Origin of the sequence: Pseudomonas sp. TH39(2020), from assembly GCF_016650715.1 — a bacterium.
Lineage (GTDB): Bacteria > Pseudomonadota > Gammaproteobacteria > Pseudomonadales > Pseudomonadaceae > Aquipseudomonas > Aquipseudomonas mandelii_C.
In genome coordinates, this window is the sequence record NZ_JAEKFF010000006.1 from 1,287,402 (window position 1) to 1,312,772 (window position 25,371).

Genomic DNA, 25,371 nt, shown 5'->3' on the forward strand with positions numbered 1-25,371 from the left:
TCAGGCCTGACAACAATAATCAGAAGGGAACGAGATGGCGGATGAAATCTTGCAACAGGGAACGCTCAAGCGGGGGTTGAAAAATCGTCATATTCAACTGATCGCATTGGGCGGGGCGATTGGCACCGGGCTGTTTTTAGGCTCTGCCGGCGTACTCAAGTCGGCCGGTCCGTCGATGATCCTCGGCTATGCGATTGCCGGGTTCATTGCCTTTCTGATCATGCGCCAGTTGGGCGAAATGATTGTCGAAGAGCCGGTGGCCGGTTCGTTCAGCCACTTCGCCCACAAGTATTGGAGCGGTTATGCAGGATTTCTGTCCGGGTGGAACTATTGGGTGCTGTACGTGCTGGTGGGTATGGCCGAGCTGACGGCTGTCGGCAAGTACGTGCAGTTCTGGTGGCCAGAAGTCCCCACTTGGGTGAGCGCGGCGGTGTTCTTCGTGCTGGTCAACCTGATCAATACGATGAACGTCAAAGTCTTCGGCGAGATGGAGTTCTGGTTCGCGATCATCAAGGTCGTGGCGATCATCGGTATGATCGCCCTGGGTTGCTACATGCTGTTCAGCGGCTCCGGGGGCCCGCAAGCTTCGGTCAGTAACCTGTGGAGTCACGGCGGTTTCTTCCCCAACGGCACCACCGGTTTGCTGATGTCGATGGCGTTCATCATGTTCTCCTTTGGTGGCCTGGAGCTGGTCGGCATCACTGCCGCTGAAGCCAGCGAACCGAGGAAGGTGATACCCAAGGCGATCAACCAGGTGGTGTATCGCGTGTTGATCTTCTACGTCGGCGCACTCACCGTTCTGCTTTCGCTGTATCCGTGGGATCAACTGCTGCAGACCCTGGGCGCTTCGGGCGATGCCTACAGTGGCAGCCCGTTCGTGCAGATCTTCTCGCTGATCGGCAGCGATACCGCCGCGCATATCCTCAATTTCGTGGTACTGACTGCAGCGCTCTCGGTTTACAACAGCGGCGTCTACTGCAACAGCCGCATGCTCTACGGCCTGGCCGAACAGGGCGACGCACCGAAGTCGCTGATGAAACTGAACAAACAGGGCGTGCCATTGCGGGCGCTGGGTATCTCGGCGCTGATCACTATGTTGTCCGTGCTGGTCAACTACCTCGCGCCCCACGAAGCGCTGGAGTTGCTGTTCGCACTCGTGGTCGCCTCGCTGATGATTAACTGGACGCTGATCAGCCTGACCCACCTGAAGTTTCGTAAAATCATGGGCCAGCAAGGCATCGTGCCAGGGTTCAAGTCGTTCTGGTTTCCCTTCAGCAACTACCTGTGCCTGGCGTTCATGGCCATGATCATCTGCGTGATGTGGATGATTCCGGGAATACGCGCCTCGGTCTTCGCCATCCCGGTCTGGGTCTTGATCATCTACGTGTTCTACCGGGTGCGTGTAGCGAGGGATCGAGGCTTGCCAGTCGCTCAATAGTCCCAGAGCGCAACAAAAAGCCCCGGCATTCAATGAATGCCGGGGCTTTTTTATACGGACGGGATCAGAGGGTCGAACGCACCCGCCACAACTCCGGGAACAGCACGGTATCGAGCATTTTGCGCAGATAACCGACACCTTCAGTGCCGCCGGTTCCCGGTTGAAAGCCAATGATCCGCTCAACCGTGGTGACATGACGGAAGCGCCATTGACGGAACGAATCCTCAAGGTCGATGAGTTTTTCGGCCAGTTGATAGAGATCCCAATAACGCGAAGGATCTTTGTAGACCTCGCGCCAGGCGGCTTCGACCGAGGCGTCATGCTCTGTCGGGAGGGTTGGGTCTCGCTCGAAACGCTGTGGGTCAATCTTCAAGCCCGCGCTGACCATCAAGCGAATCGCTTCGTCATACAGCGAAGGGGTCGCGATCGCCTTTTCAAGTTCCTGCAATAATTCCGGCCGATGGGCATGGGGGCGCAACAGGGTCGCGCTTTTGTTGCCCAAAATGAACTCAATCTCACGGTATTGAAACGACTGAAAACCGGACGACTGCCCCAAAAAAGGCCTGATTGAGTGGTATTCGGTGGGAGTCATGGTGGCCAGCACCGTCCAGGCATGCACCAGTTGATCAAAAATCCGCGAGACCCGCGCCAGCATCTTGAAGGCCGGCGGCAACTCTCCCAGCCGGACGTGTTCGCGGGCAGCCTTGAGCTCGTGCAACATCAGCTTCATCCACAACTCGGACGTCTGGTGCTGGATGATGAACAGCATCTCGTTATGGTCCGGCGACAACGGGTGCTGTGCACTGAGAATGCGCCCCAGATCCAAGTAGTCGCCGTAGCTCATGGAATCAGAAAAATTCAGCTCGGCGTTATGCCATTCCCCTGTCTGGTTAACAGGTGAATAGGGACATTGGCTCATTGAGCAGGCTCCTCACGTTGCGGTGAATTCAATGGACGCAGAATTGCCCTCACCGGGCTGGCGTCGAGATTGGCAAAGCGCAGCGGCAGCGCGATCAACTCATAGTCCCCTTCCGGGACCTCATCGAGCACGATGCCTTCGAGAATAGCCATGCGGTGACGGGCCACGGCGTTGTGCGAATCCATGGTCTTGGATTGCTGCGGGTCCAGCGATGGCGTATCGATACCGATCAAGCGCACGCCGAGACTGGCGAGCAGGTCGACGGTTTCTTTGGCGACGGCGGTGAAATCCGGGTCCCAGTGGGTCAGCGGCGCTTGTCGATACGTGCGCAGCAGGACGCGTTCGGGCAGGTTGTCAAGTCGACTCTCTATTTGCTCAGGTTGCACCAGTCGGCCGCTGTCCAGGCAATGCAACACCCGGCAAGGCCCGATATAAACATCAAGCGACACATCGCCAATGGCTGCGCCCTCCGGGCTGTAGTGCAGCGGTGCATCGACGTGAGCGCCGGTGTGCGGCGACAGCGTGATACGCCCGACATTCACCGGGCATTCAGGCCCGAAGGTCCAGACGCGCTCCTCCTGGAACGGCGTATCACCCGGCCAGGTCGGTGTTGCGGTACTCAAGGGCGGGCTGATGTCCCACCACGACATTGTTTTTTTCATTACAAAGCTCTCGGCCTTTTCCGAAGTGAATGATACGAGTGATACCTGTGCATGTTCTTGCAAAAACGTTCGCAAAAGCCTGAGGCTTTCGCACAAACTGCCAGGAATCGGCAGTTTATCGAGAGGAAATTTCAACGTACCCATCGCAGGTTTCCACCGCCAAGTGTTGTATGAACAGACGACGGCCGCTGCGCTTCTGGATACCTCAATGTCGAGCACAGACAACTGGTGCCGGACCAAGCCCTATAGGGTGCGACTTCAGTTCTCCCTAACGCTCGGAGTCATCATGTCCGCACCGATTACCGTTCTTCGCGATACCCACCCACTGCCGGTACTCGATGCCTGCAAATGGGAAAAACTCGAAGGCGACCCGCACACCGTCAACCTCAACGCCTACACCAGCGAAGACGGCAGCAAAATCATGGGCACCTGGATCTGCACGCCAGGCAAGTGGTATGTGGAATACGTGAAGTGGGAATACTGCGATTTCCGCGAGGGGTACTGCATCATCACCCCAGAGGGAAAGGAGCCGATCCATCTGCGTGCCGGTGATATTTTCGTCATTGAGCCGGGCATGAAAGGCACGTGGGAAGTGGTTGAAACCGTGCGCAAGTATTTCGTGTTTGCCTGATGCAAAAAAACCGGGAGGTCACCCGACGTGATTTCCCGGTAAATATCTATGGGTACATGCTGCCCCTGTGGGAGCGAGCCTGCTCGCGATGAGGCCAGCACATTCAACATCAACGATAACTGATCTACCGCTATCGCGAGCAGGCTCACTCCCACAGGTTTCCAGCCCGATTATTGCGGTTTGCGATAGCTGTTGATGATCGCCGAGAAGTCCTTGCCACCTTCCCCACGCTGGCTCATCGCCTGATACAACTGCTGGGCTACCGCGCCGAGCACCACCGGTTGGTGCGCCTGACGTGCAGCTTCCGTGGCCAGCCCCAGATCCTTGAGCATCAATTCGGCACCGAAACCACCGGTATAGCCGCGCGAAGCCGGCGCCGTTTCGACGATACCCGGCCACGGGTTGTACATCTCCGAACTCCAGCAACGGCCGGTGGAACTGTTGATGATTCCCGCCAACACCGTCGTGTCGATCCCGAGCGCATCGCCCAGCGCCATGGCTTCGCTGACACCGACCATGGAGATCGCCAGCAGCAGGTTGTTGCAGATCTTGGCGATTTGCCCGGTGCCGACTTCACCGCAATGGACGATGTTGCGGCCCATCTGCGCCAGCACGGGTTGCAGGGTGGCGAACAGCTCAGGGGTAGCGCCGACCATAAACGTCAGGGTCCCGGCTGCCGCACCGCCCGTACCGCCAGACACAGGCGCATCCGCCATGGCCACGCCTTGCTTGGCCGCCGCCGCAGCAACTTCACGCGCCGTCTGCGGATCGATGGTGCTGCAATCGACTGCCGGCACGCCCTTGGCGATACCTGCCAGCACGCCGTCTTCACCCAGCCACACGCTGCGCACATGCACCGCGGCGGGCAGCATGGTGATCACAAGCTCCGCGTCTTGAGCGGCTTCTCGTGCCGAAGCGCTGATGCTGCCGCCCAGTTGCTCCAGCTCTGCCAGAACGGTTTTGTTCAGGTCGACCAGCCGCAGCGAATGGCCGGCCTTGATCAGGTTGCGCGCCATCGGCGCGCCCATGTTGCCGAGACCGATAAAAGCGATTTTCATGTCCGGGTCCTTAACGCAAGTTGATGGTGGTGTTCACACCGTCGTTGACGCTGTCGTCATCGAACCAGCGACTGGTGACAGTCTTGGTCTGAGTGTAGAACTGCACCACTTGCTTGCCATACGGACCGAGGTCGCCGAGTTTGGACCCGCGGGAACCGGTGAAGCTGAAGAACGGAACCGGCACTGGAATCGGGATGTTGATGCCGACCTGGCCAACGTCGATTTCCGTCTGGAATTTACGCGCCGCCGCACCGCTTTGAGTGAACAGGCCAGTGCCGTTACCGAACGGGTTGGCGTTGACCAGGGCGATGGCCTCGTCGAGGGTATCGACTTCCAGCACCACCAATACCGGACCGAAGATTTCCTGGGTGTAGATCTGCATCTCGGGTTTCACGCCGGAGAACAGGGTCGGGCCGACAAAGTTGCCTTTTTCGAAACCAGGAACGGTAACGTCGCGACCATCCAGCTCAAGCTTGGCGCCTTCCTTGATGCCGCTTTCGATCAGATCGAGAATCCGCGCCTTGGCACGTTTGGAAATCACCGGCCCCACATCAGTTCCCGGCTCACTGCCGGCATTCACTTTGAGTTTCTGTGCCAGTGCTTTCAGGTCTGGCAGCCATTGCTTGGCCGCGCCCACCAGCACCACCACAGACGTGGCCATGCAGCGTTGCCCGGCCGCGCCGAAACCAGCACCCACCAGCGCATTGAGCGCTTGTACGCGATTGGCATCCGGCAGCACAACGGCGTGGTTCTTCGCGCCCATCATCGATTGCACGCGCTTGCCGTGTTTACCGGCCAGGTCGTAGACGTGAGTGCCGACGGCGGTCGAACCGACGAAGGAAACAGCTTTGATGTCCTTGTGGGTGCAGAGTGCATCCACCACGTCTTTACCGCCATGAACGACGTTGAGCACGCCCGCCGGAACACCGGCCTCGATCGCCAGTTCCACCAGCAGCATGGTCGACATCGGGTCCTGTTCGGACGGCTTGAGCACGAAGGTGTTGCCGCAGGCGATGGCCATCGGGAACATCCACAACGGAATCATCGCCGGGAAGTTGAACGGGGTGATACCGGCGCAAACGCCGATGGGTTGACGCAGGGTGTAGGTATCGACGCCGCCGGCAACGTTCTCGGCGAACTCGCCCATTTGCAGGCTGCCGATGGAGCAGGCGTGCTCGACCACTTCCAGGCCGCGGAAGATATCGCCTTCAGCGTCGGCGATGGTTTTGCCTTGCTCGTTGCTCAGCACCACGGCGATACGCTTGGAGTGTTCGCGAATCAACGCCTGGAGCTTGAGCATGATGCGCATCCGCGCGCCGATCGGTGTCAGCTTCCAGGTCTGGAAGGCGCGATGGGCGGCACTGATGGCGGCGTCCACTTCCTGCGCGGTCGCGAACGGCACTTTCGCCAGCACTTGCTGGGTCGCCGGGTTGACGATGTCGTGCCACTCGGTGGTTTGGGACTCGACCCACTCGCCGTCGATCAACAGCTTTACCGTTTGGACAGTGGTTTCGTTTGGCGTGAGCGATGCGTTCATGTTGGGTCTCCGGGACGTTGTTCTTATTTAGAGAGCTATCTAGGGAGCCAAGGCGAGAAAGTCGCCTTGAGATGAGGCGCGTGTTGCGAATTGGTTGTCGGACTGTTTTTGGAGTATAGATGTGCAAACTTCTAATAAGAACGCACATAAAAGCCGGTCCATCATGCAAAAAAACATCACGTCTCTAGGCTCGTTGAACTGGGATGACCTCAAGTTTTTCCTTGAAGTCGCCCGCACCCGCAAGGCCAGCACCGCGGCGAAGCGCCTGGCGGTCGACTACACCACCGTGTCGCGGCGCATCAGCTCGCTGGAAGCGGCGTTGGGCACGTTGCTGTTCGAGAAATCCCGGACCAGTGGTTTTGTCCTGACCACCGAAGGCCAACGGTTGCTGGGTTATGCCGAGTCGATTGAAAGCACGCTGCACATGGCCTGCGAGCAGGTTTCGGGGTCCGGGGTCGCGTTATCCGGGCATGTGCGCATGGGCTGCACCGAAGGCTTCGGCAGCTTTTTCATCACCCCGCAGCTGAGCCATTTCGTCGACGCCTACCCGGCGATCTCCGTGGACATCCTGCCACTGCCGCACTTCATCAGCCTGTCCAAGCGCGAGGCGGACATCGTCATCGCCCTGGAGCGCCCGGAGCATGGTCCGTACGTCTGCTGCAAACTCTGCGACTACAAATTACAGCTCTACGCGACTCAGGATTATCTCGACAAGCACCCACCGATCCGCCGCCCGGCAGACCTGGGAAAACATTCATTCATCAGTTACGTCGACGATCTGGCGTTCAGCTCGGAGCTGTTGTACCTGGCAAATGTGTTGCCCGGCGCCAGTGCCAACCTGCGCAGCACCAGCGTGATTGCGCAATTCGTGGCTGCGCAGCAAGGGCGGTCGCTGGCGATTCTGCCGTGCTTTCTGGCGGCCCAGGACCCGCGGTTACTGCCGGTGTTACCGGAAGAGATCAACATCACACGACAGTTCTGGATGTACTGCCGCGAGGACCTGCGCAAGCTCAAGCGGATCACCCTGTTGTGGGATTACATCCGTTCGGTCACAGAGCAAAATCAGAGTCTGTTGATGGGCGAAAGTCGGGAGATGCTGTTCGCCGATTAGTCGGCGCTCACCTCATCCAACTCCAGCATCAACCCGCTCAAGCGCTTGACCTTGCGCCGCACCGCCTCTTCGAATACGCCGGTACGCGGCTCGATCAGGGTGAACCAGTTTTTGGCCCGGGTAATCCCGGTGTAGATCAACTCCTTGGTGAGCACAGGGTTCAGGGCATCCGGCAGAATCAACGCCGTATGAGCAAATTCCGAGCCCTGGGATTTGTGCACTGTCATCGCGTACACGGTTTCGACATCGTTGAGCCGGCTTGGCAGAACAAACCGTACGCCGCCCTGACCATCATTACGCGGGAACGCCACACGCAACACCTGCTTCCCTGCCTCCGGCCCAACACGTTCCGGTAGCTTGAGGGCAATGCCGATGTCGCCGTTCATCAAACCCAAACCATAGTCGTTGCGAGTCATCAGCACCGGCCGACCTTCGTACCACTGCTGGTCGCTGTCGATCAGCCGAGCCTTGAGCAGCGCGGCGGTCACGCGTTGATTCAACCCCTCCACGCCCCACGGCCCTTTGCGTACGGCGCACAACAACTGGAAGGTGTCGAAGGCTTGCAGCACCTGGCGCGCCCAATCGGTCCAGCAGGGATCATCAAGCGTGCTGTCGAGCGGTGGCCGCAGGCTGCGCAAGAGACTCAGGTAATGGCGATAACCCTGCGGACCATCGCCATGCCCCTCAAGCAGCAAGCGTTCCAGCGCCCGGTCCTGTTCTCCCTTGAGGGGCAGGGAAAAGACGTCGTCATGGCTTCGCGCTGCCAACAACTTGCGGGCTTCCTCGGGTTGCTGCTGGTTGACCCAACGAGCCAGTTGGCCGATGCCGCTGCCCTCGCCGAACCGACGTGAATGACGCAGCATCACAACTTGCTGGGCCAGGGGATGAGTGCCTTGGGTGTCTTCCTGCAAACCGCTGGCATCCAGGCTTTCACCACTGACCGCTTGCAGCCACAGGCGAGTCTGTGGGCTGTACCAACCGGCCTCGGCGTCGCGGCACAGGTCGCCCAGCACGGCGCCGGCCTCCACCGATGCCAGTTGGTCCTTGTCACCGAGCAGCACCAGACGGGCATGGGCCGGCAATGCATCGAGCAGGTTGGCCATCATTTCCAGATCGATCATCGAGGCTTCGTCCACCACCAACACATCCAGCGGCAAGCGATTACCGGCGTGGTGACGGAAGTGTCGAGTACCGGGGCGACTGCCGAGCAGACGGTGCACGGTGGTGACGTCTGACGGGATCTTCACTCGCACGGTTTCATCGACTTCCAGAGTCCTGACCTGCTGACTGATGGACTCCGTCAGGCGGGCTGCAGCCTTGCCGGTGGGTGCAGCAAGACGAATTCGCAGCGGCTTGCCCGCCTCCACTGCCGGCGCCTGGAGCAACGCCAACAAACGCACGACCGTCGTCGTCTTGCCGGTCCCCGGGCCACCGGTAACGATGCTGAATGCGCTGCGGGTTGCGAGGGCGCAGGCGAGTTTCTGCCAGTCAATCACTTCGCCGGGCCGAGCTGGGCCGAACAAACGGGTGAGGCGCTGGGACAAATCATCCGGCGTGGATTCGTGTTCGACCAGGCGTTGGCGCAGCGAGGTGTCGATTCGCCGTTCGTAAGCCCAGTAGCGACGCAAGTACAGGCGTTTGCCCGATAACACCAATGGCCGATGCTGCGCCGCCTCGCGGCCGTCGACTGCCAATGCGACCAGACTGCTGGAGGCCAGGACCTTGCACCAATGGGCACCGTCCAGCGCCTCAAGCAATTGCGACGGCAACAACATCGCGCCACTTTGCACATCACCTTCCGGCGGCAGCGACAGGGCGAAGTCCGGCTCCTTGAGCGTCTCGAACACATCCAGGCACACATGACCGTGGCCCAGTTGATGACTGGCCAACGCAGCGGCCAGCAGCACCAGTGGATCATCGCCGGGAGCGAGTTCATGAAGAAAAGCGACGAAGGCTTTGTCCAGCGCTCGCAGCCAGCCGCGCTCAACCCAGCGCGTCAGCAACAAGAGCAAGTCATCGGCGCGACTCAGCGGCGCCAGATCCGCCAGGCTTTCGGCTGTCAACGAAGTGGGCAGCAAATCAGCGAAGGTGCGACTCATAGCAAAACTCCCTGTTCCCAGGCGGGTTCGGCCCTGGGTTCTGGCTTGCCCTGGAACAGTCGGTCCAGACGTTCAATCAGCTCTCTTGGAGGACGGGCGAAATACACGCCCTGGCTGGAAGCGCGTGTACCGCGCAGGAACAGGTACAACGCACCACCGACATGCCGGTCGTAATCGTAATCGGCAAGTCGCGCCTTGAGCTGGCGATGCAGGGCCAACAGGTACAGCACATATTGCAGGTCGTAACGGTTGTCGAGAATCGACTGCTCCATGGCCTGCTCGGTATAGGCCGCGTCATCGACGCCCAGCCAGTTGGATTTGTAGTCGGCGACGTAGTAGCGGCCGTCGTGCTCGAACGTCAGGTCGATGAAGCCCTTGAACATGCCATTGAGCAACACCGGCTCGGCAGCCACTCGGGCCACGCCGTTGTGGGTGTATTGACGCACCAGTTCATCGAGCTTGAGCACATCGACCTTATGACTGGCGAACCAGAATTCCATCTCGACCCGATACTGGGTGAGCTGCTCGAATACCACGGGGGCCTGCCCGCCGCCGATATGCAACGGGGACGCGAGCAGGTGCTGCAGCCAGTCGCTCAGGGCGGTTATCCAGCCCTCCCAGCCACGTCGGTTGCAACGACGGGCAATGGCGTCTTCCACCGCTTGCGGTGTGGCGGCAAAACCTTCGTCACCGGCCCATTCGAGTAAACCATGGAGAAAGGTGCCGGGGTTCGGGCCACGAGGGAATCGATGGATATCAGCGCCGCCGGCCACCACTTCTCGTGGTGCCTGGGGATCGAGGCGTTCGTCGTCGAAGAGCTTTTGCGCTTGCGGGTTCTCCGGCGCTTCATCAGTGCCCACGCTCATGCTGTCGCCAATGCGCAGGGCACTGTAGGAAGCAATCCACCAGTTTTCGCTGGCCTTGCGCTTGGGTATCAGCGGAGCAAGCAACGTCGCATCGTTGCGCGGCGGATGGTAGTGCTCGACGGTCGCTTCAGGCATTTCACCGTAGCTCAGCGCTGCACAATCCTGCTGCAGGTCTTCCAGCCAACGCTTCAAGCCTGCCGACTCGGCCAATGGCGCTCCGCCGCCCATCAGATAGCCCAATGCTGACAGGTGCAGCATCGAGCTGTTGTTATTGCCGCGCTTGAGATCCGTCACTCCGAGCCAGCAGGCGTGTTGCGCCCGGGTCAGGGCTACGTAAAGCAAGCGCAGATCCTCGGCAAGACGCTCATCATCCGCCTGAACAATCAACTCGGCTGTCGGTTTCAAGGTCACTTGGGCCTTGCCCGTGGCGTCGTGGTAATGCAGCGGCAGACGGCTGCCATCCACCGGCTTCGCCGAGCAAATGAACGGCAGGAACACCAAGGGATACTCAAGCCCCTTGGACTTGTGAATGGTCACGACTTTGACCAGTTGTTCGTCGCTCTCCAGGCGCAGGATTTGCTCTTCGCCGGCCTGACCGGACAGTGCCAGATGCTCGGACAAATGACGGATCAGCGCTTGCTCACCATCGAGCTCGGCGGCCGCTTGTTGCAGCAATTCGGACAAGTGCAGCAAATTGGTCAGCACCCGCTCGCCGTCACTGCGCATGATCAATGTCTGAGGCAGCTGGAAGTCATGCAGCAATCGCCGCAGCATTGGCAAGACGCCCTGCTTGCGCCAGAGCTCGCGATAATGGCGGAACTGCATGACCCGCGCTTCCCAGGCCAGTTCGTCCTGATTCAGCCGCTCCAGTTCAGCCAGCGACAGGTTCAACGTGATGCAGGCTAACGCGGCCCGCAGTGGACGCTCGACATCCGGCTCGGCACAGGCCTTGAGCCAGGTCAGTACGTCGTGGGCTTCCTGGGCAGCGAACACTGAGTCCTTGTCCGACAGATAGACGCTGCGCACGCCACGAGCGGAGAGTTCGCCGCGCACAGCCTGGGCCTCTTTACCGTCGCGGACCAGGATCGCGATATCCGCTGGCAGCAGACCTCTGAAGTCTTTGCCGTCCTGTATGAAACCCGCGCGACCTTGTTGCCCGCCGTTGAGCAATGCGGTGATTTCACTGGCGCAGGCGGCGGCGAGTTGTTGTCGGTACGTCGCGCCGGACAGCGGCTGATCGGCGGACAGGTGCCAGATGTTCAGGGCAGGCACGACCTGGTCATGAGCGTGCAGAACTTCTTTGCGTCCCTGGGACTCGACGGGCAGGAACGGTACCGGGTTCTCACCGTTCTTTTTACGAAACAGGAACGCGCCGCGTCCCAGCTCACGAGACTCGGCGCGCTCGAACACATGGTTGACCGCACTGACCATGCCATGGCTGGAACGGAAATTCGTACCCAGGGTATGCAGCCGGCCAGCGGTGGCCTGGCGAGCGCGCAGGTAGGTGTAGATGTCGGCACCGCGGAATGCGTAGATCGCTTGCTTGGGGTCGCCGATCAGAAACAGACCGCATTCGGGATTGTTGTCTTCGATGCGATAGATGCTCTCGAAGATCCGGTACTGCACAGGGTCGGTGTCCTGGAACTCATCGATCAGCGCCACCGGGAACTGCTCGCGAATCAGGGTCGCCAGCCGCTCACCGCCATCGGACTGCAACGCAGCATCGAGGCGCAGCAGCATGTCATCGAAGCCCATCTCCGCACGGCGACGCTTTTCTTCCTCGAACCGTGTACCGACCCACTGGGCGGCGTGTTGCAGCACAGCGGCATCAGGTGTCGGCAATCCATCGAGACTGGCCTTGAGGCCGGGCATGGCGTCCAGCCCGGGATGACTGGGTACTTCGCCCTTCCAGGCTTCGGCCATACCCTCGGGAGTCAGGCGCGTGAAGCCGGTGCCGATATCCAGTTGCTCAAGGGATTCGTCTTCGGCCCAGGCCCTGATCTTTTCAAACCAGGGTTCGAAATAGCGCGCCTGCATTTTTCGACCATCGACACTTTTGCTTGCAACCCCCTGGTGACAGATGGCAAGCAATTCGTCTGCCCACTGGCGCCAGGGCATCTTGAGTTCGAGCAAGGCTGCCCGTCGCTCTTGCAGACACGCCGTGATCAGCTCGGCAGGCTCTTTACCTTCAACACTGTCTCGCTCACTGGCGAACAAACCACGTACTCGCGGCAGCAATGCCGCCGGACCACCCCAATTCCCCCGCACCCAGCTCAGCGCATCACCTTGCATCGGGTAGCAAAACAGGCGCCAGTAATCGCGCAGGACTTCGCCCAGCAAATCGCTGTGATCGGTTTCCAGGGTTTGTGTAAACAGGCTGCCACTGTCGAACGCATGTTCGCGCAACATGCGCTGGCACCAACTGTGGATAGTCGAAACTGCCGCCTCGTCCATCCACTGCGCGGCGATGTCCAGACGGTTCGCGCACCCGGACCATTGCTCGGGTAGATATTCGTTACGAAGTTCCGCGATAAGGCTATCGGGCGCCGGTGTTTCATCACGGAAAAACCGTGCAGCTTCAGCAAGACGCGTACGGATACGTTCGCGCAATTCTTTGGTCGCCGCATCGGTGAACGTCACAACGAGGATTTGCGGCGGCAACAGTTCACGTCCGAAGCCGCTCGACTCTGCGCCGAGGCCAAGGACCAGACGCAGATAAAGCGCGGAAATGGTGAAGGTCTTGCCGGTCCCGGCGCTCGCTTCGATCAGTTGGCTACCACGCAGAGGAAATGCCAAGGCCAGAGGTTTCGTGATCATCAGCGCGCCTCCTCGCTGTTCAATGAGCGCCAAGGCGCTTCAAGCAGCGACCGGTACAACGCGTTGCACCAATCCGGGAACGTTTCGTCTGCGGCAAGCGAGTCGAAGTCGGCAAACTGTCGGGCGAGTGCCGGGCTTTCGCGACGCTCGCCGTCGGTAGTCAAGCCATCGCCTTCATAGGCCTTGCGGGCTGCAGCCTGGGCTTTGACCGGATCAGTTTGACCAAGCCATGCGAAGCCGGTCTTCACCGCAATCGGCAGTGGTTGACGCATGCCCGTTTGCCAAGCCATTAACAGGTCGCCCAGAATCCGCAAGGCTGCATCCTCCGGCATAGGACCGAGCAGCAGACTGTCGTCGCTGGCCACCAACGCGGTGGTCATCGCCATACCACTGGCGCAGGCAACCAGATGATTGACCCATGGCCGTGTCAGCCGATGCCATTTGCGCGATTTGATTGAGCCGATGCTGTTGGGGATTGTAGTGACTGATAGCAAACCATCGTCCGCACGTTGATGCAGGCCGCTGAGCCAACCTTCCAGGCGCAGACCCAGCAATTCCAGACTCACTGGCAGAGCGTTGGTGAGCGGCGTTGGCCATAGCGCCAAAAGCTGTTGGTAACGCTGCAGCAGATCCGGCAACGGTTCGATCAACTCTCGCTGAAGGCATTCGCCGAACCCGGCCATGGGCAGAAGCCCACTGTTTTGCAAACGTTTTGCCTGTGCTTCCAGTACCTGGTCGGTGCTGTCCAGATGTCCCAGCGCCGCTTCGAGCAAGCTGTCGCTGAGGCTGTAACGTTGCAACGCGTCGAGTACAAATGGCTCTTCATCAGCCAAGGGCACTTCAGCCGCTTCGAAATACACTTTCAGACGCTGACTGAAGAAATGTCGCACAGGATTACGCAGGAAGTCCTGCAGTTGACCGAGACTTAGCGGCTCCTCCTGAACATAGGGATCAAGGACCTCGATATCAGTCGACGCCTCACTGGTTTGATGCAGCACCTGCCATTCATTCGCGTAACTAAACAAATCATCGCCTTCATGGAAGTAGCGGGCGCTGAACGGTTGCAGTGGATGTTCCTGAGTGATGGCCTCAAGCAGATCTTCGTCGACATCATGCAGTCGCCAACCGCTGGCCAGATGATCTCGCAATTGGCCAATCAGTACCGACGCAGGGCGTTCACTGTTATCGCGAATGCTGCGACCGACCCAGCTGATATAGAGTTGATCACGTGCCGACAACAGGGCTTCCAACAGCAGATAGCGGTCATCTTCACGTCGGGAGCGATCGCCAGGGCGGTAGTCACTGCCCATGAGGTCGAAGTCCAGTGGCGGTTGTGCACGCGGGTAGTCCCCGTCATTCATGCCCAGCAGACAGACCAGTTTGAACGGGATCGCTCGCATGGGCATCAAGGTGCAAAAGTTAACCGCGCCGGCCAGAAAACGCTGGGACAGGCGGCCTTGGTCGAGACCGGCGAGCCAGGCTTCACGGACCACGGTCAACGGCAGCTCATCATACAAACCAACTGACTCGCAGGTCTCAAGCCAGGTTTCACGCAGCTCTTCGAGTTGGGCCAACACGTAGTCGTCATGCTCGTTACTGGCCAGGAAAAACAACTGAACCAGTGCGTGCAATCGAAAGCCCCATTGTTTGGGAGCTGCGGGTAGAGAGAGCTCCTGATGGGCAATCTCCAATGCGTCCAGCAGCGCGACCAAAGGCCCAATGAGCGCGGCATCCAGACCACCGATCTCGTCGTAGGGTTCGATACCCTCGCAAGCACTGGCACTGCCCACGGCATAACCGAGCAGCATCCGTCGCAGGCCGAAACGCCAACTGTTTTGTTCCAGCTCCTGCGGCAGACCGAGACCCGCGCGCTGCTCGGCATTCATGCCCCAGCGGATGCCTGCGCCTTCGATCCAACGGTGCAGGGTCGGCAGATCACGTTCCTCTACACCGAAGCGAGCGCGTAGTGCAGGAACATCCAGCAGATCGAGGATCTCGCTCACGGGGAAACGGCTGTCGGGCAGTTTGAGCAGATGTTCGATAGCAATCAGTAACGGGTCGCGACCACGCTGGCCTTGATCTGCGAGCGTGAAGGGAATGAAACGCGGATCGTGGCGTTCAAGCTGCGCAAATACCGCACGAATATGCGGTGCGTAGCTGTCGATGTCCGGGACCATCACGATCACATCGCGAGGCCTTAAGTCTGGATCAGCACTGAAGCGTGCAAGCAACTGGTCGTGGAGGATCTCCACTTCGCGCTGGGCGCTATGGGCAATGTGAAAACGGATCGACTCGTCCATCGCCGGATCGACAGCTGGCCAGCGCTCGCGAGTCTCGTTCAAGGGACGCAACTCAAGAATGTCGTCCTGCAATTGATTGAGCATGTTCTGTGGCTGGCTATCGCTGAACAGGTCGATACGGCCATCGCGGAATGCCGAGCGATAGCTGTTGGGATCGTCGTAGCTGTCGAGCAGATTGATATAGTCCCGCCCCTGCTTGCCCCATGCCGCCAGTAGTGGATGGGCATGCTGGTGAAGGGTTTGCGGGTCGAGCACAACCGGCATTCCGCTCTTGCGAGCCTGACGCTTGTATTGATGCCGCAACAGGTCTTTATCGGCGACGATGTCTGCCCAATGGTGACGACACGGGTTGTGCACGCAGAGCAGAACCTGGCTGAAGCGGGCCAGACCCGCCAGTGCTTCCAGGGCTTGTGCGGGCAGTGAAGAAATCCCGAAAACGATCACCCGTGAAGGCAATCCGCTTGGGGCTACGTCGAGGCTGTTGATGCGCTCGATAAACCGTTGATGGACGCCGGCTCGGCTTTGCGCCATGCCTTGTTCACCCACATCCAGCAACAGCGCTCGCCACAACTCTGCCTGCCAGCAGTTAGCCGGGGTCAGAGGTTTGGATTCGCCTCTGCCATTTCGTAATTGATGGCGACCTTCTGCCCAGTCTTCAAGCCAGTCGGCCCGATACACCTGGTATTGGTCAAACAAATCCGCCAGCCGCTCAGCCAACTGATAGCGTTTGCGTAGATCGGTGTCATGGGTAAGGAAGCGCTGCAGCGGTTCGAAGTGCGGTTGATTGATCAACTGCGGAAGCAGACGCATAAGACGCCAGGTCAAGGGAGCTTTATCGAGCAGGGATTTGGCCGGGATTTCGTCACGTCCAAGCACCATGCGATAGAGCTGCCACATGAAGCTACCTGGTAACTGCACGTCGATGGCTGCTGCGATTCCGCAGCCGCCCATGTCATCGTCTTCAGGGTCTTCTGCCAGTGCCAGCTTCAGCCATTGGGCGATGCCGTTGCTCTGAACCAGGGCAATTTCATTTTCCAAGGGAGCCAACGGGTAACGCCGCATCCAGCTGACCACCAGGCTGCGCAACTCGTCCAGGCGGTTGCCGTGAACCACCATAAAACCAGCACTGAGGGACGTCGCGTCCGGCATAAAGGCTTCCTTGGGAAAATACAAAAGCTAGGGCCGAACCTTAGCATTGTCGGGAGTGTAGTGGTCTAATGAAACCGGACACCCATTTAGGCGAGAATACTCGCCAGATCGAGGTGTCAGATGACCAAACAACGCCGCTCCTTTACTGCTGAATTCAAACGCGAGGCTGCTGACCTCGTGCTCAAGCAAAACTACAGCTACATCGAAGCCAGCCGCTCACTCGGCATTGGTGAGTCAGCGCTGCGCCGCTGGGTTGACCAGGTTCAGAAAGAGCACCAAGGCGTCACTCCGCAGAGCAAGGCGCTGACCCCAGAGCAGCAGAAAATTCAGGAACTGGAAGCCCGGATCGCTCGGCTTGAGCGAGAAAAATCCATACTAAAAAAGGCTACCGCGCTCTTGATGTCGGAAGATCACGAGCGTTTGCGCTGATTGATCAGTTGAGTGCCCATGAGCCGGTTGATTGGCTGTGTAAGGTGTTTGAAGTCACCCGCTCGTGCTACTACGCCCAGCGCCTGCGGCGCCGCACTCCCGATGTTGAACGGCTTCGGTTGCGTAGCCGGGTCAGTGAGCTGTTCTCGCAAAGTCGCAGCGCTGCGGGCAGTCGCAGCATCCTGTCACTGATGCGTGAAGATGGTGAGCAACTCGGTCGATTCAAAGTGCGCAGTTTGATGCGTGAGCTTGATTTAGTCAGTAAACAACCCGGCTCACATGCCTATAAACGAGCGACAGTAGAAAGACTTGATATCCCGAATACCTTGAACCGTGAGTTTGATGTGCCAGCCCCCAATCAGGTCTGGTGCGGTGACATCACCTATATTTGGGCACAAGGAAAGTGGCATTACTTGGCTGTCGTTCTGGATCTCTGCACGCGCCGGATAGTGGGCTGGGCACTGTCGGAAAAACCGGACGCCGAACTCGTGATCCGAGCCCTGGATATGGCCTACGAGCAGCGTGGCAGGCCTTCGGATCTGCTGTTCCACTCGGATCAAGGGTCCCAATATGCAAGCCGGTTGTTTCGCCAGCGGTTGTGGCGATACCGCATACGCCAGAGCATGAGTCGCCGGGGAAATTGCTGGGACAATGCACCGATGGAGCGAGTGTTCCGGAGTTTGAAAACTGAATGGATACCGACCTTAGGCTACAGAACTGCGCAGGAAGCACAGCGCGACATCAGCCATTTTTTGATGCATCGGTACAACCGGATTCGGCCTCACCAATTCAACGGTGGGCTGGCGCCAGCTCGGGCCGAGGAAAAACTTAACGTCGTGTCCGGGATTAGTTGACCACTACAGGAGACTGTGACAGCCGGAAGCCGTCCGGTATTGCTGTACGAACTTTCCTGCGGACAAAACAAAACCCCTACCTGCATAAGCAGATAGGGGTTTCGGAATTTAATCTTGACGATGACCTACTCTCACATGGGGAAACCCCACACTACCATCGGCGATGCATCGTTTCACTACTGAGTTCGGGATGGGATCAGGTGGTTCCAATGCTCTATGGTCGTCAAGAAATTCGGTAGCCAGGTCGTGGGCCTTTTCAGGTTCACGCTCCAGCGAATGGGTATGCGATAGATTTGTGTGTTTCGTTTCGAATTTTCGACTTGTGTCGTCTTCACACACCGCAATCTGGTGCCTTCTCAGGTCAGCAAATTGCTTGGGTGTTATATGGTCAAGCCTCACGGGCAATTAGTATTGGTTAGCTCAACGCCTCACAGCGCTTACACACCCAACCTATCAACGTCGTAGTCTTCGACGGCCCTTCAGGGGACTCAAGGTCCCAGTGAGATCTCATCTTGAGGCTAGTTTCCCGCTTAGATGCTTTCAGCGGTTATCTATTCCGAACATAGCTACCCGGCAATGCCACTGGCGTGACAACCGGAACACCAGAGGTTCGTCCACTCCGGTCCTCTCGTACTAGGAGCAGCCCCTCTCAAATCTCAAACGTCCACGGCAGATAGGGACCGAACTGTCTCACGACGTTCTAAACCCAGCTCGCGTACCACTTTAAATGGCGAACAGCCATACCCTTGGGACCGGCTTCAGCCCCAGGATGTGATGAGCCGACATCGAGGTGCCAAACACCGCCGTCGATATGAACTCTTGGGCGGTATCAGCCTGTTATCCCCGGAGTACCTTTTATCCGTTGAGCGATGGCCCTTCCATACAGAACCACCGGATCACTAAGACCTACTTTCGTACCTGCTCGACGTGTCTGTCTCGCAGTCAAGCGCGCTTTTGCCTTTATACTCTACGACCGATTTCCGACCGGTCTGAGCGCACCTTCGTACTCCTCCGTTACTCTTTAGGAGGAGACCGCCCCAGTCAAACTACCCACCATACACTGTCCTCGATCCGGATAACGGACCTGAGTTAGAACCTCAAAGTTGCCAGGGTGGTATTTCAAGGTTGGCTCCACGCGAACTGGCGTCCACGCTTCAAAGCCTCCCACCTATCCTACACAAGCAAATTCAAAGTCCAGTGCAAAGCTATAGTAAAGGTTCACGGGGTCTTTCCGTCTAGCCGCGGATACACTGCATCTTCACAGCGATTTCAATTTCACTGAGTCTCGGGTGGAGACAGCGCCGCCATCGTTACGCCATTCGTGCAGGTCGGAACTTACCCGACAAGGAATTTCGCTACCTTAGGACCGTTATAGTTACGGCCGCCGTTTACCGGGGCTTCGATCAAGAGCTTCGCGTTAGCTAACCCCATCAATTAACCTTCCGGCACCGGGCAGGCGTCACACCCTATACGTCCACTTTCGTGTTTGCAGAGTGCTGTGTTTTTAATAAACAGTCGCAGCGGCCTGGTATCTTCGACCGGCATGGGCTTACGCAGTAAATGCTTCACCCTCACCGGCGCACCTTCTCCCGAAGTTACGGTGCCATTTTGCCTAGTTCCTTCACCCGAGTTCTCTCAAGCGCCTTGGTATTCTCTACCCAACCACCTGTGTCGGTTTGGGGTACGGTTCCTGGTTACCTGAAGCTTAGAAGCTTTTCTTGGAAGCATGGCATCAACCACTTCGTGTTCTAAAAGAACACTCGTCATCAGCTCTCGGCCTTAGAATCCCGGATTTACCTAAGATTCCAGCCTACCACCTTAAACTTGGACAACCAACGCCAAGCTGGCCTAGCCTTCTCCGTCCCTCCATCGCAATAACCAGAAGTACAGGAATATTAACCTGTTTTCCATCGACTACGCTTTTCAGCCTCGCCTTAGGGACCGACTAACCCTGCGTCGATTAACGTTGCGCAGGAAACCTTGGTCTTTCGGCGTGGGTGTTTTTCACACCCATTGTCGTTACTCATGTCAGCATTCGCACTTCTGATACCTCCAGCAAGCTTCTCAACTCACCTTCACAGGCTTACAGAACGCTCCTCTACCGCATCACCTAAGTGATACCCGTAGCTTCGGTGTATGGTTTGAGCCCCGTTACATCTTCCGCGCAGGCCGACTCGACTAGTGAGCTATTACGCTTTCTTTAAAGGGTGGCTGCTTCTAAGCCAACCTCCTAGCTGTCTAAGCCTTCCCACATCGTTTCCCACTTAACCATAACTTTGGGACCTTAGCTGACGGTCTGGGTTGTTTCCCTTTTCACGACGGACGTTAGCACCCGCCGTGTGTCTCCCATGCTCGGCACTTGTAGGTATTCGGAGTTTGCATCGGTTTGGTAAGTCGGGATGACCCCCTAGCCGAAACAGTGCTCTACCCCCTACAGTGATACATGAGGCGCTACCTAAATAGCTTTCGAGGAGAACCAGCTATCTCCGAGCTTGATTAGCCTTTCACTCCGATCCACAGGTCATCCGCTAACTTTTCAACGGTAGTCGGTTCGGTCCTCCAGTTAGTGTTACCCAACCTTCAACCTGCCCATGGATAGATCGCCCGGTTTCGGGTCTATTCCCAGCGACTAGACGCCCTATTAAGACTCGCTTTCGCTACGCCTCCCCTATTCGGTTAAGCTCGCCACTGAAAATAAGTCGCTGACCCATTATACAAAAGGTACGCAGTCACCCAACAAAGTGGGCTCCCACTGCTTGTACGCATACGGTTTCAGGATCTATTTCACTCCCCTCTCCGGGGTTCTTTTCGCCTTTCCCTCACGGTACTAGTTCACTATCGGTCAGTCAGTAGTATTTAGCCTTGGAGGATGGTCCCCCCATATTCAGACAAAGTTTCTCGTGCTCCGTCCTACTCGATTTCATGACTAAGAGATTTTCGCGTACAGGGCTATCACCCACTATGGCCGTACTTTCCAGAACGTTCCGCTAATCTCAAAGCCACTTAAGGGCTAGTCCCCGTTCGCTCGCCACTACTAAGGGAATCTCGGTTGATTTCTTTTCCTCAGGGTACTTAGATGTTTCAGTTCCCCTGGTTCGCCTCTTAAGCCTATGTATTCAGCTTAAGATAACCATCTTATGATGGCTGGGTTCCCCCATTCAGACATCTCCGGATCAAAGTCTGTTTGCCGACTCCCCGAAGCTTTTCGCAGGCTACCACGTCTTTCATCGCCTCTGACTGCCAAGGCATCCACCGTATGCGCTTCTTCACTTGACCATATAACCCCAAGCAATCTGGTTATACTGTGAAGACGACATTCGCCGAAAATTCGATTCTTGCTCACAAAGAGCAACTCACAAATTTTACCTTAGCCTGATCCGTTACCAGTGAAAGTAACGTCCAGTCTATCTTTCTATCACATACCCAAATTTTTAAAGAACGATCTAATCAAAGACTAGAAATCAATATTCACAGCGGAATATTCATTTCTAAACTCTAACAGCAGAAGCAGTTAATGGTGGAGCCAAACGGGATCGAACCGTTGACCTCCTGCGTGCAAGGCAGGCGCTCTCCCAGCTGAGCTATGGCCCCATACAAAATTGGTGGGTCTGGGCAGATTCGAACTGCCGACCTCACCCTTATCAGGGGTGCGCTCTAACCAACTGAGCTACAGACCCAATTTCGAGCGCGTAACTGTTAGCGTTGAGCTATCAGCTTGGAGCTTAAAGCTGCTTCTATCGTCTTCTTCAATGAATCAAGCAATTCGTGTGGGAGCTTATGGAGCAGCTGATGTCGTCGATTAAGGAGGTGATCCAGCCGCAGGTTCCCCTACGGCTACCTTGTTACGACTTCACCCCAGTCATGAATCACACCGTGGTAACCGTCCTCCCGAAGGTTAGACTAGCTACTTCTGGTGCAACCCACTCCCATGGTGTGACGGGCGGTGTGTACAAGGCCCGGGAACGTATTCACCGCGACATTCTGATTCGCGATTACTAGCGATTCCGACTTCACGCAGTCGAGTTGCAGACTGCGATCCGGACTACGATCGGTTTTCTGGGATTAGCTCCACCTCGCGGCTTGGCAACCCTCTGTACCGACCATTGTAGCACGTGTGTAGCCCAGGCCGTAAGGGCCATGATGACTTGACGTCATCCCCACCTTCCTCCGGTTTGTCACCGGCAGTCTCCTTAGAGTGCCCACCATTACGTGCTGGTAACTAAGGACAAGGGTTGCGCTCGTTACGGGACTTAACCCAACATCTCACGACACGAGCTGACGACAGCCATGCAGCACCTGTCTCAATGTTCCCGAAGGCACCAATCCATCTCTGGAAAGTTCATTGGATGTCAAGGCCTGGTAAGGTTCTTCGCGTTGCTTCGAATTAAACCACATGCTCCACCGCTTGTGCGGGCCCCCGTCAATTCATTTGAGTTTTAACCTTGCGGCCGTACTCCCCAGGCGGTCAACTTAATGCGTTAGCTGCGCCACTAAGAGCTCAAGGCTCCCAACGGCTAGTTGACATCGTTTACGGCGTGGACTACCAGGGTATCTAATCCTGTTTGCTCCCCACGCTTTCGCACCTCAGTGTCAGTATCAGTCCAGGTGGTCGCCTTCGCCACTGGTGTTCCTTCCTATATCTACGCATTTCACCGCTACACAGGAAATTCCACCACCCTCTACCATACTCTAGCTTGTCAGTTTTGAATGCAGTTCCCAGGTTGAGCCCGGGGATTTCACATCCAACTTAACAAACCACCTACGCGCGCTTTACGCCCAGTAATTCCGATTAACGCTTGCACCCTCTGTATTACCGCGGCTGCTGGCACAGAGTTAGCCGGTGCTTATTCTGTCGGTAACGTCAAGACACCAACGTATTAGGTTAATGCCCTTCCTCCCAACTTAAAGTGCTTTACAATCCGAAGACCTTCTTCACACACGCGGCATGGCTGGATCAGGCTTTCGCCCATTGTCCAATATTCCCCACTGCTGCCTCCCGTAGGAGTCTGGACCGTGTCTCAGTTCCAGTGTGACTGATCATCCTCTCAGACCAGTTACGGATCGTTGCCTTGGTGAGCCATTACCTCACCAACTAGCTAATCCGACCTAGGCTCATCTGATAGCGCAAGGCCCGAAGGTCCCCTGCTTTCTCCCGTAGGACGTATGCGGTATTAGCGTCCGTTTCCGAGCGTTATCCCCCACTACCAGGCAGATTCCTAGGCATTACTCACCCGTCCGCCGCTCTCAAGAGAAGCAAGCTTCTCTCTACCGCTCGACTTGCATGTGTTAGGCCTGCCGCCAGCGTTCAATCTGAGCCATGATCAAACTCTTCAGTTCAAACATCTTTGGGTTTTTAAGAAACCCTAAACTTGGCTCAGCAATCGTTGGTTACATCTTTGATTTCTCGCGGAGTAACTTGTGATGCTGATAATCTTGTTGACTATCAGTCTGACTCCACAAGCACCCACACGAATTGCTTGATTCAGTTGTTAAAGAGCGGTTGGTTAAGATCTTTCGTCTCAACCGAGGCGCGCATTCTACAGCAGCCTCTGTTGCTGTCAAGCGGTTATTTTTCGAAGCTTTCAAAGTTTCCTTTGCAACTTCAACCACTTGCGCTTCCGATCTCTCGTTAGCGGGAGGCGAATTCTACAGCGTTACTCGCTGCTGTCAACACCTCTTTTACACCGCTTTCGACCGAGAAGATCGAATCGTTAAAAGAGCCAAACAACCTCACTCTTTCAACTCCTTCTGGGCTTCGATGACCTGAAGCAACTCGCTGTCGAAAACTGCGTAACTCATTGTTTACCAAGGAGTTTTCCGTTTCGACTGCGCCGGAAGTGGGGCGAATTATAGACTTCCAGAATCTGCCGTCAACACCTATTTTCACAATTCTGTCATATAGGTGAAAAAAGCCCCAGAAACGCAAAGGCCGGCCCCAAGGGGCCGGCCTTTTCCCCTTCTACTTACAAGCTAGGGAATGCGAACTGCGAAGCTTCATGGCTCGCCCGTTGCGGCCAGCGCTGGGTAATGGCCTTGCGGCGGGTGTAGAAACGCACACCATCCGGACCATACGCATGCAGATCGCCGAACAGAGAACGCTTCCAGCCACCAAAGCTGTGATAAGCCACTGGCACCGGCAATGGCACGTTGACGCCAACCATACCGACTTCGATCTCGTCACAGAACAACCGAGCAGCTTCCCCATCACGGGTAAAGATGCAGGTGCCGTTGCCATACTCGTGATCGTTGATCAGCTGCATCGCCTCTTCCAGGCTGTTAACCCGGACAACACACAGCACCGGCCCGAAGATCTCTTCTTTATAGATGCGCATTTCTGGCGTGACGTTATCAAACAGGCAGCCACCCAGGAAGAAACCTTCCTCATGACCCGCCACGCTCAGACCACGACCATCGACCACCAAGGTCGCACCAGAAGAAACACCGTCTTCTATATAGCCACTGACTTTGTCGCGAGCCTGACCGGAAACCAGCGGTCCCATGTCCAGACCACAGGTCGTACCCGCACCGATCTTCAGCGCCTTGATCTGCGGCGTCAGTTTGGCCACCAACGCATCCGCCACCTGGTCACCGACGCACACAGCCACCGAGATCGCCATGCAACGTTCACCGCAAGAACCATACGCCGCGCCCATCAATGCGCTGACCGCATTATCCAGATCCGCATCCGGCATCAACACCGCATGGTTCTTCGCGCCACCCAATGCCTGAACGCGTTTGCCGCGCTTGGTGCCTTCGGCGTAAATGTATTCGGCAATCGGCGTCGAACCAACGAAGCTCAACGCTTTGACTTCCGGCGCTTCGATCAACGCGTCTACCGCAGCCTTGTCGCCATGCACGACGCTCAGCACACCTTTAGGCAGACCGGCTTCCAGCAACAGTTGAGCGATCAACAGTGTGGAGCTTGGATCACGCTCGGAAGGCTTGAGAATGAAGCAGTTGCCGCAGACGATCGCCAGCGGATACATCCACAGCGGCACCATGGCCGGGAAGTTGAACGGCGTAATACCAGCCACCACGCCCAGCGGCTGGAAGTCCGACCAGGCATCAATGTTCGGGCCGACGTTACGGCTGTACTCGCCCTTGAGGATTTCCGGCGCAGCACAAGCGAACTCAACGTTTTCGATGCCGCGCTTCAATTCGCCGGCAGCATCTTCCAGCGTCTTGCCGTGCTCTTCGCTGATCAGCTGAGCAATACGTGCTTCGTTCTGCTCCAGCAATTGCTTAAAGCGGAACATTACTTGCGCACGCTTGGCTGGCGGCGTGTTACGCCAGGCCGGGAACGCAGCTTTAGCCGAGTCGATGGCTTTTTGAATGGTTTCGCGGCTGGCCAACGGCAGCTTGTGGATTGCCTGGCCCGTGGACGGGTTGAACACGTCAGCTGTGCGACCGTCTTCGGTTACCAGTTCGCCATTGATCAAATGCGGGATGAGGCTCATGCAGGGCTCCTGAAAAGTTGTCCACAGGCGCCCTTTGAAGGGCG

12 protein-coding genes, 2 tRNA genes and 3 rRNA genes are annotated in these 25,371 nt (G+C 57.2%); 4 read left to right on the top strand and 13 right to left on the bottom strand.

Annotated elements, in window-relative coordinates:
• Positions 1-34: 34 nt before the first annotated feature.
• The gene (locus tag JFU47_RS13845) at positions 35-1,438 is read left to right on the top strand and encodes an amino acid permease (RefSeq protein ID WP_201183575.1); all 1,404 of its coding nucleotides are present in this window, start codon (positions 35-37) and stop codon (positions 1,436-1,438) included.
• A 64-nt stretch (positions 1,439-1,502) separates the two neighbouring features.
• On the opposite strand, the gene kynA is transcribed toward JFU47_RS13845, so the two are convergent.
• Positions 1,503-2,357 (bottom strand): tryptophan 2,3-dioxygenase, encoded by an 855-nt coding sequence (gene kynA, locus JFU47_RS13850; protein WP_140681744.1) that lies wholly within the window; start codon positions 2,355-2,357, stop codon positions 1,503-1,505.
• A complete protein-coding gene (kynB, locus tag JFU47_RS13855) occupies positions 2,354-3,019 on the bottom strand; it encodes an arylformamidase (RefSeq protein ID WP_201183577.1) in 666 nt (221 codons plus the stop codon). Before kynB ends, kynA begins: the two co-directional genes overlap by 4 nt.
• A 286-nt stretch (positions 3,020-3,305) precedes the next feature.
• On the opposite strand from kynB, the gene JFU47_RS13860 reads away from it, so the two are divergent.
• A complete protein-coding gene (locus JFU47_RS13860; RefSeq protein ID WP_008024653.1) occupies positions 3,306-3,650 on the top strand; it encodes a cupin domain-containing protein in 345 nt (114 codons plus the stop codon).
• Positions 3,651-3,820: 170 nt separating this feature from the next.
• Here the strand turns inward: JFU47_RS13860 and mmsB are convergent, their stop codons facing one another.
• Positions 3,821-4,708 carry a 3-hydroxyisobutyrate dehydrogenase gene (gene mmsB / locus JFU47_RS13865; RefSeq protein WP_140681748.1) on the bottom strand — a complete coding sequence of 296 codons (888 nt, stop codon included), beginning with the start codon at positions 4,706-4,708 and terminating at the stop codon, positions 3,821-3,823.
• A 10-nt stretch (positions 4,709-4,718) separates the two neighbouring features.
• Positions 4,719-6,245, bottom strand: a complete 1,527-nt coding sequence (locus JFU47_RS13870) for a CoA-acylating methylmalonate-semialdehyde dehydrogenase (protein ID WP_134422114.1) — start codon at positions 6,243-6,245, stop codon at positions 4,719-4,721.
• 163 nt (positions 6,246-6,408) lie between these two features.
• Between JFU47_RS13870 and JFU47_RS13875 the strand changes: the two genes are divergently transcribed.
• Positions 6,409-7,356 carry a LysR family transcriptional regulator gene (locus tag JFU47_RS13875; RefSeq protein WP_140681752.1) on the top strand — a complete coding sequence of 316 codons (948 nt, stop codon included), beginning with the start codon at positions 6,409-6,411 and terminating at the stop codon, positions 7,354-7,356.
• Here the strand turns inward: JFU47_RS13875 and recD are convergent.
• Genes recD through recC form a run of 3 tightly spaced genes read right to left on the bottom strand, consistent with a single transcriptional unit; the run spans position 7,353 to position 16,587 of the window.
• Positions 7,353-9,455, bottom strand: coding sequence for an exodeoxyribonuclease V subunit alpha (gene recD, locus JFU47_RS13880; protein ID WP_201183579.1), 2,103 nt, complete (start codon positions 9,453-9,455; stop codon positions 7,353-7,355). The genes JFU47_RS13875 and recD overlap by 4 nt on opposite strands.
• Entirely contained in the window at positions 9,452-13,138 is a 3,687-nt protein-coding gene (gene recB / locus JFU47_RS13885) for an exodeoxyribonuclease V subunit beta (RefSeq protein WP_201183581.1), read from the bottom strand. The genes recD and recB overlap by 4 nt, the downstream gene beginning before the upstream one ends.
• On the bottom strand, positions 13,138-16,587 hold the full coding sequence (recC, locus tag JFU47_RS13890) for an exodeoxyribonuclease V subunit gamma (RefSeq protein ID WP_201183582.1): 3,450 nt from the start codon (positions 16,585-16,587) through the stop codon (positions 13,138-13,140). Before recC ends, recB begins: the two co-directional genes overlap by 1 nt.
• A gap of 120 nt (positions 16,588-16,707) precedes the next feature.
• Between recC and JFU47_RS13895 the strand changes: the two genes are divergently transcribed.
• Positions 16,708-17,870, top strand: a protein-coding gene (locus JFU47_RS13895; RefSeq protein ID WP_201181195.1) for an IS3 family transposase whose coding sequence is annotated in 2 segments (ribosomal slippage) — positions 16,708-16,963 and positions 16,963-17,870 — 1,164 coding nt in all. Because the reading frame shifts where the segments join, the coding sequence is not laid out codon by codon here.
• A gap of 112 nt (positions 17,871-17,982) precedes the next feature.
• Here JFU47_RS13895 and rrf read toward each other — a convergent pair.
• From rrf to JFU47_RS13925, 6 genes are all read right to left on the bottom strand, one after another.
• Positions 17,983-18,098 (bottom strand): 5S ribosomal RNA (rrf, locus tag JFU47_RS13900).
• A gap of 156 nt (positions 18,099-18,254) precedes the next feature.
• Positions 18,255-21,146: ribosomal RNA gene (locus JFU47_RS13905) — 23S ribosomal RNA — on the bottom strand.
• A 239-nt stretch (positions 21,147-21,385) separates the two neighbouring features.
• A tRNA-Ala gene (locus JFU47_RS13910) sits at positions 21,386-21,461 on the bottom strand.
• Between the two features lie 9 nt (positions 21,462-21,470).
• A tRNA-Ile gene (locus JFU47_RS13915) sits at positions 21,471-21,547 on the bottom strand.
• Between the two features lie 123 nt (positions 21,548-21,670).
• Positions 21,671-23,207, bottom strand: a 16S ribosomal RNA gene (locus tag JFU47_RS13920).
• The 16S, 23S and 5S rRNA genes sit together here with 2 tRNA genes alongside, the layout of an rRNA operon.
• 626 nt (positions 23,208-23,833) lie before the next feature.
• Entirely contained in the window at positions 23,834-25,327 is a 1,494-nt protein-coding gene (locus JFU47_RS13925; RefSeq protein ID WP_201183584.1) for a CoA-acylating methylmalonate-semialdehyde dehydrogenase, read from the bottom strand.
• Positions 25,328-25,371 lie beyond the last annotated feature (44 nt).

What these genes read in the sequence shown, in the direction of transcription:
- JFU47_RS13845 (WP_201183575.1), top strand. Translation starts at nt 35, where the DNA reads ATGGCGGATGAAATCTTGCAACAGGGAACGCTCAAGCGGGGGTTGAAA.
- kynA (WP_140681744.1), bottom strand. Translation starts at nt 2,357, where the DNA reads ATGAGCCAATGTCCCTATTCACCTGTTAACCAGACAGGGGAATGGCAT.
- kynB (WP_201183577.1), bottom strand. Translation starts at nt 3,019, where the DNA reads ATGAAAAAAACAATGTCGTGGTGGGACATCAGCCCGCCCTTGAGTACC.
- JFU47_RS13860 (WP_008024653.1), top strand. Translation starts at nt 3,306, where the DNA reads ATGTCCGCACCGATTACCGTTCTTCGCGATACCCACCCACTGCCGGTA.
- mmsB (WP_140681748.1), bottom strand. Translation starts at nt 4,708, where the DNA reads ATGAAAATCGCTTTTATCGGTCTCGGCAACATGGGCGCGCCGATGGCG.
- JFU47_RS13870 (WP_134422114.1), bottom strand. Translation starts at nt 6,245, where the DNA reads ATGAACGCATCGCTCACGCCAAACGAAACCACTGTCCAAACGGTAAAG.
- JFU47_RS13875 (WP_140681752.1), top strand. Translation starts at nt 6,409, where the DNA reads ATGCAAAAAAACATCACGTCTCTAGGCTCGTTGAACTGGGATGACCTC.
- recD (WP_201183579.1), bottom strand. Translation starts at nt 9,455, where the DNA reads ATGAGTCGCACCTTCGCTGATTTGCTGCCCACTTCGTTGACAGCCGAA.
- recB (WP_201183581.1), bottom strand. Translation starts at nt 13,138, where the DNA reads ATGATCACGAAACCTCTGGCCTTGGCATTTCCTCTGCGTGGTAGCCAA.
- recC (WP_201183582.1), bottom strand. Translation starts at nt 16,587, where the DNA reads ATGCCGGACGCGACGTCCCTCAGTGCTGGTTTTATGGTGGTTCACGGC.
- JFU47_RS13925 (WP_201183584.1), bottom strand. Translation starts at nt 25,327, where the DNA reads ATGAGCCTCATCCCGCATTTGATCAATGGCGAACTGGTAACCGAAGAC.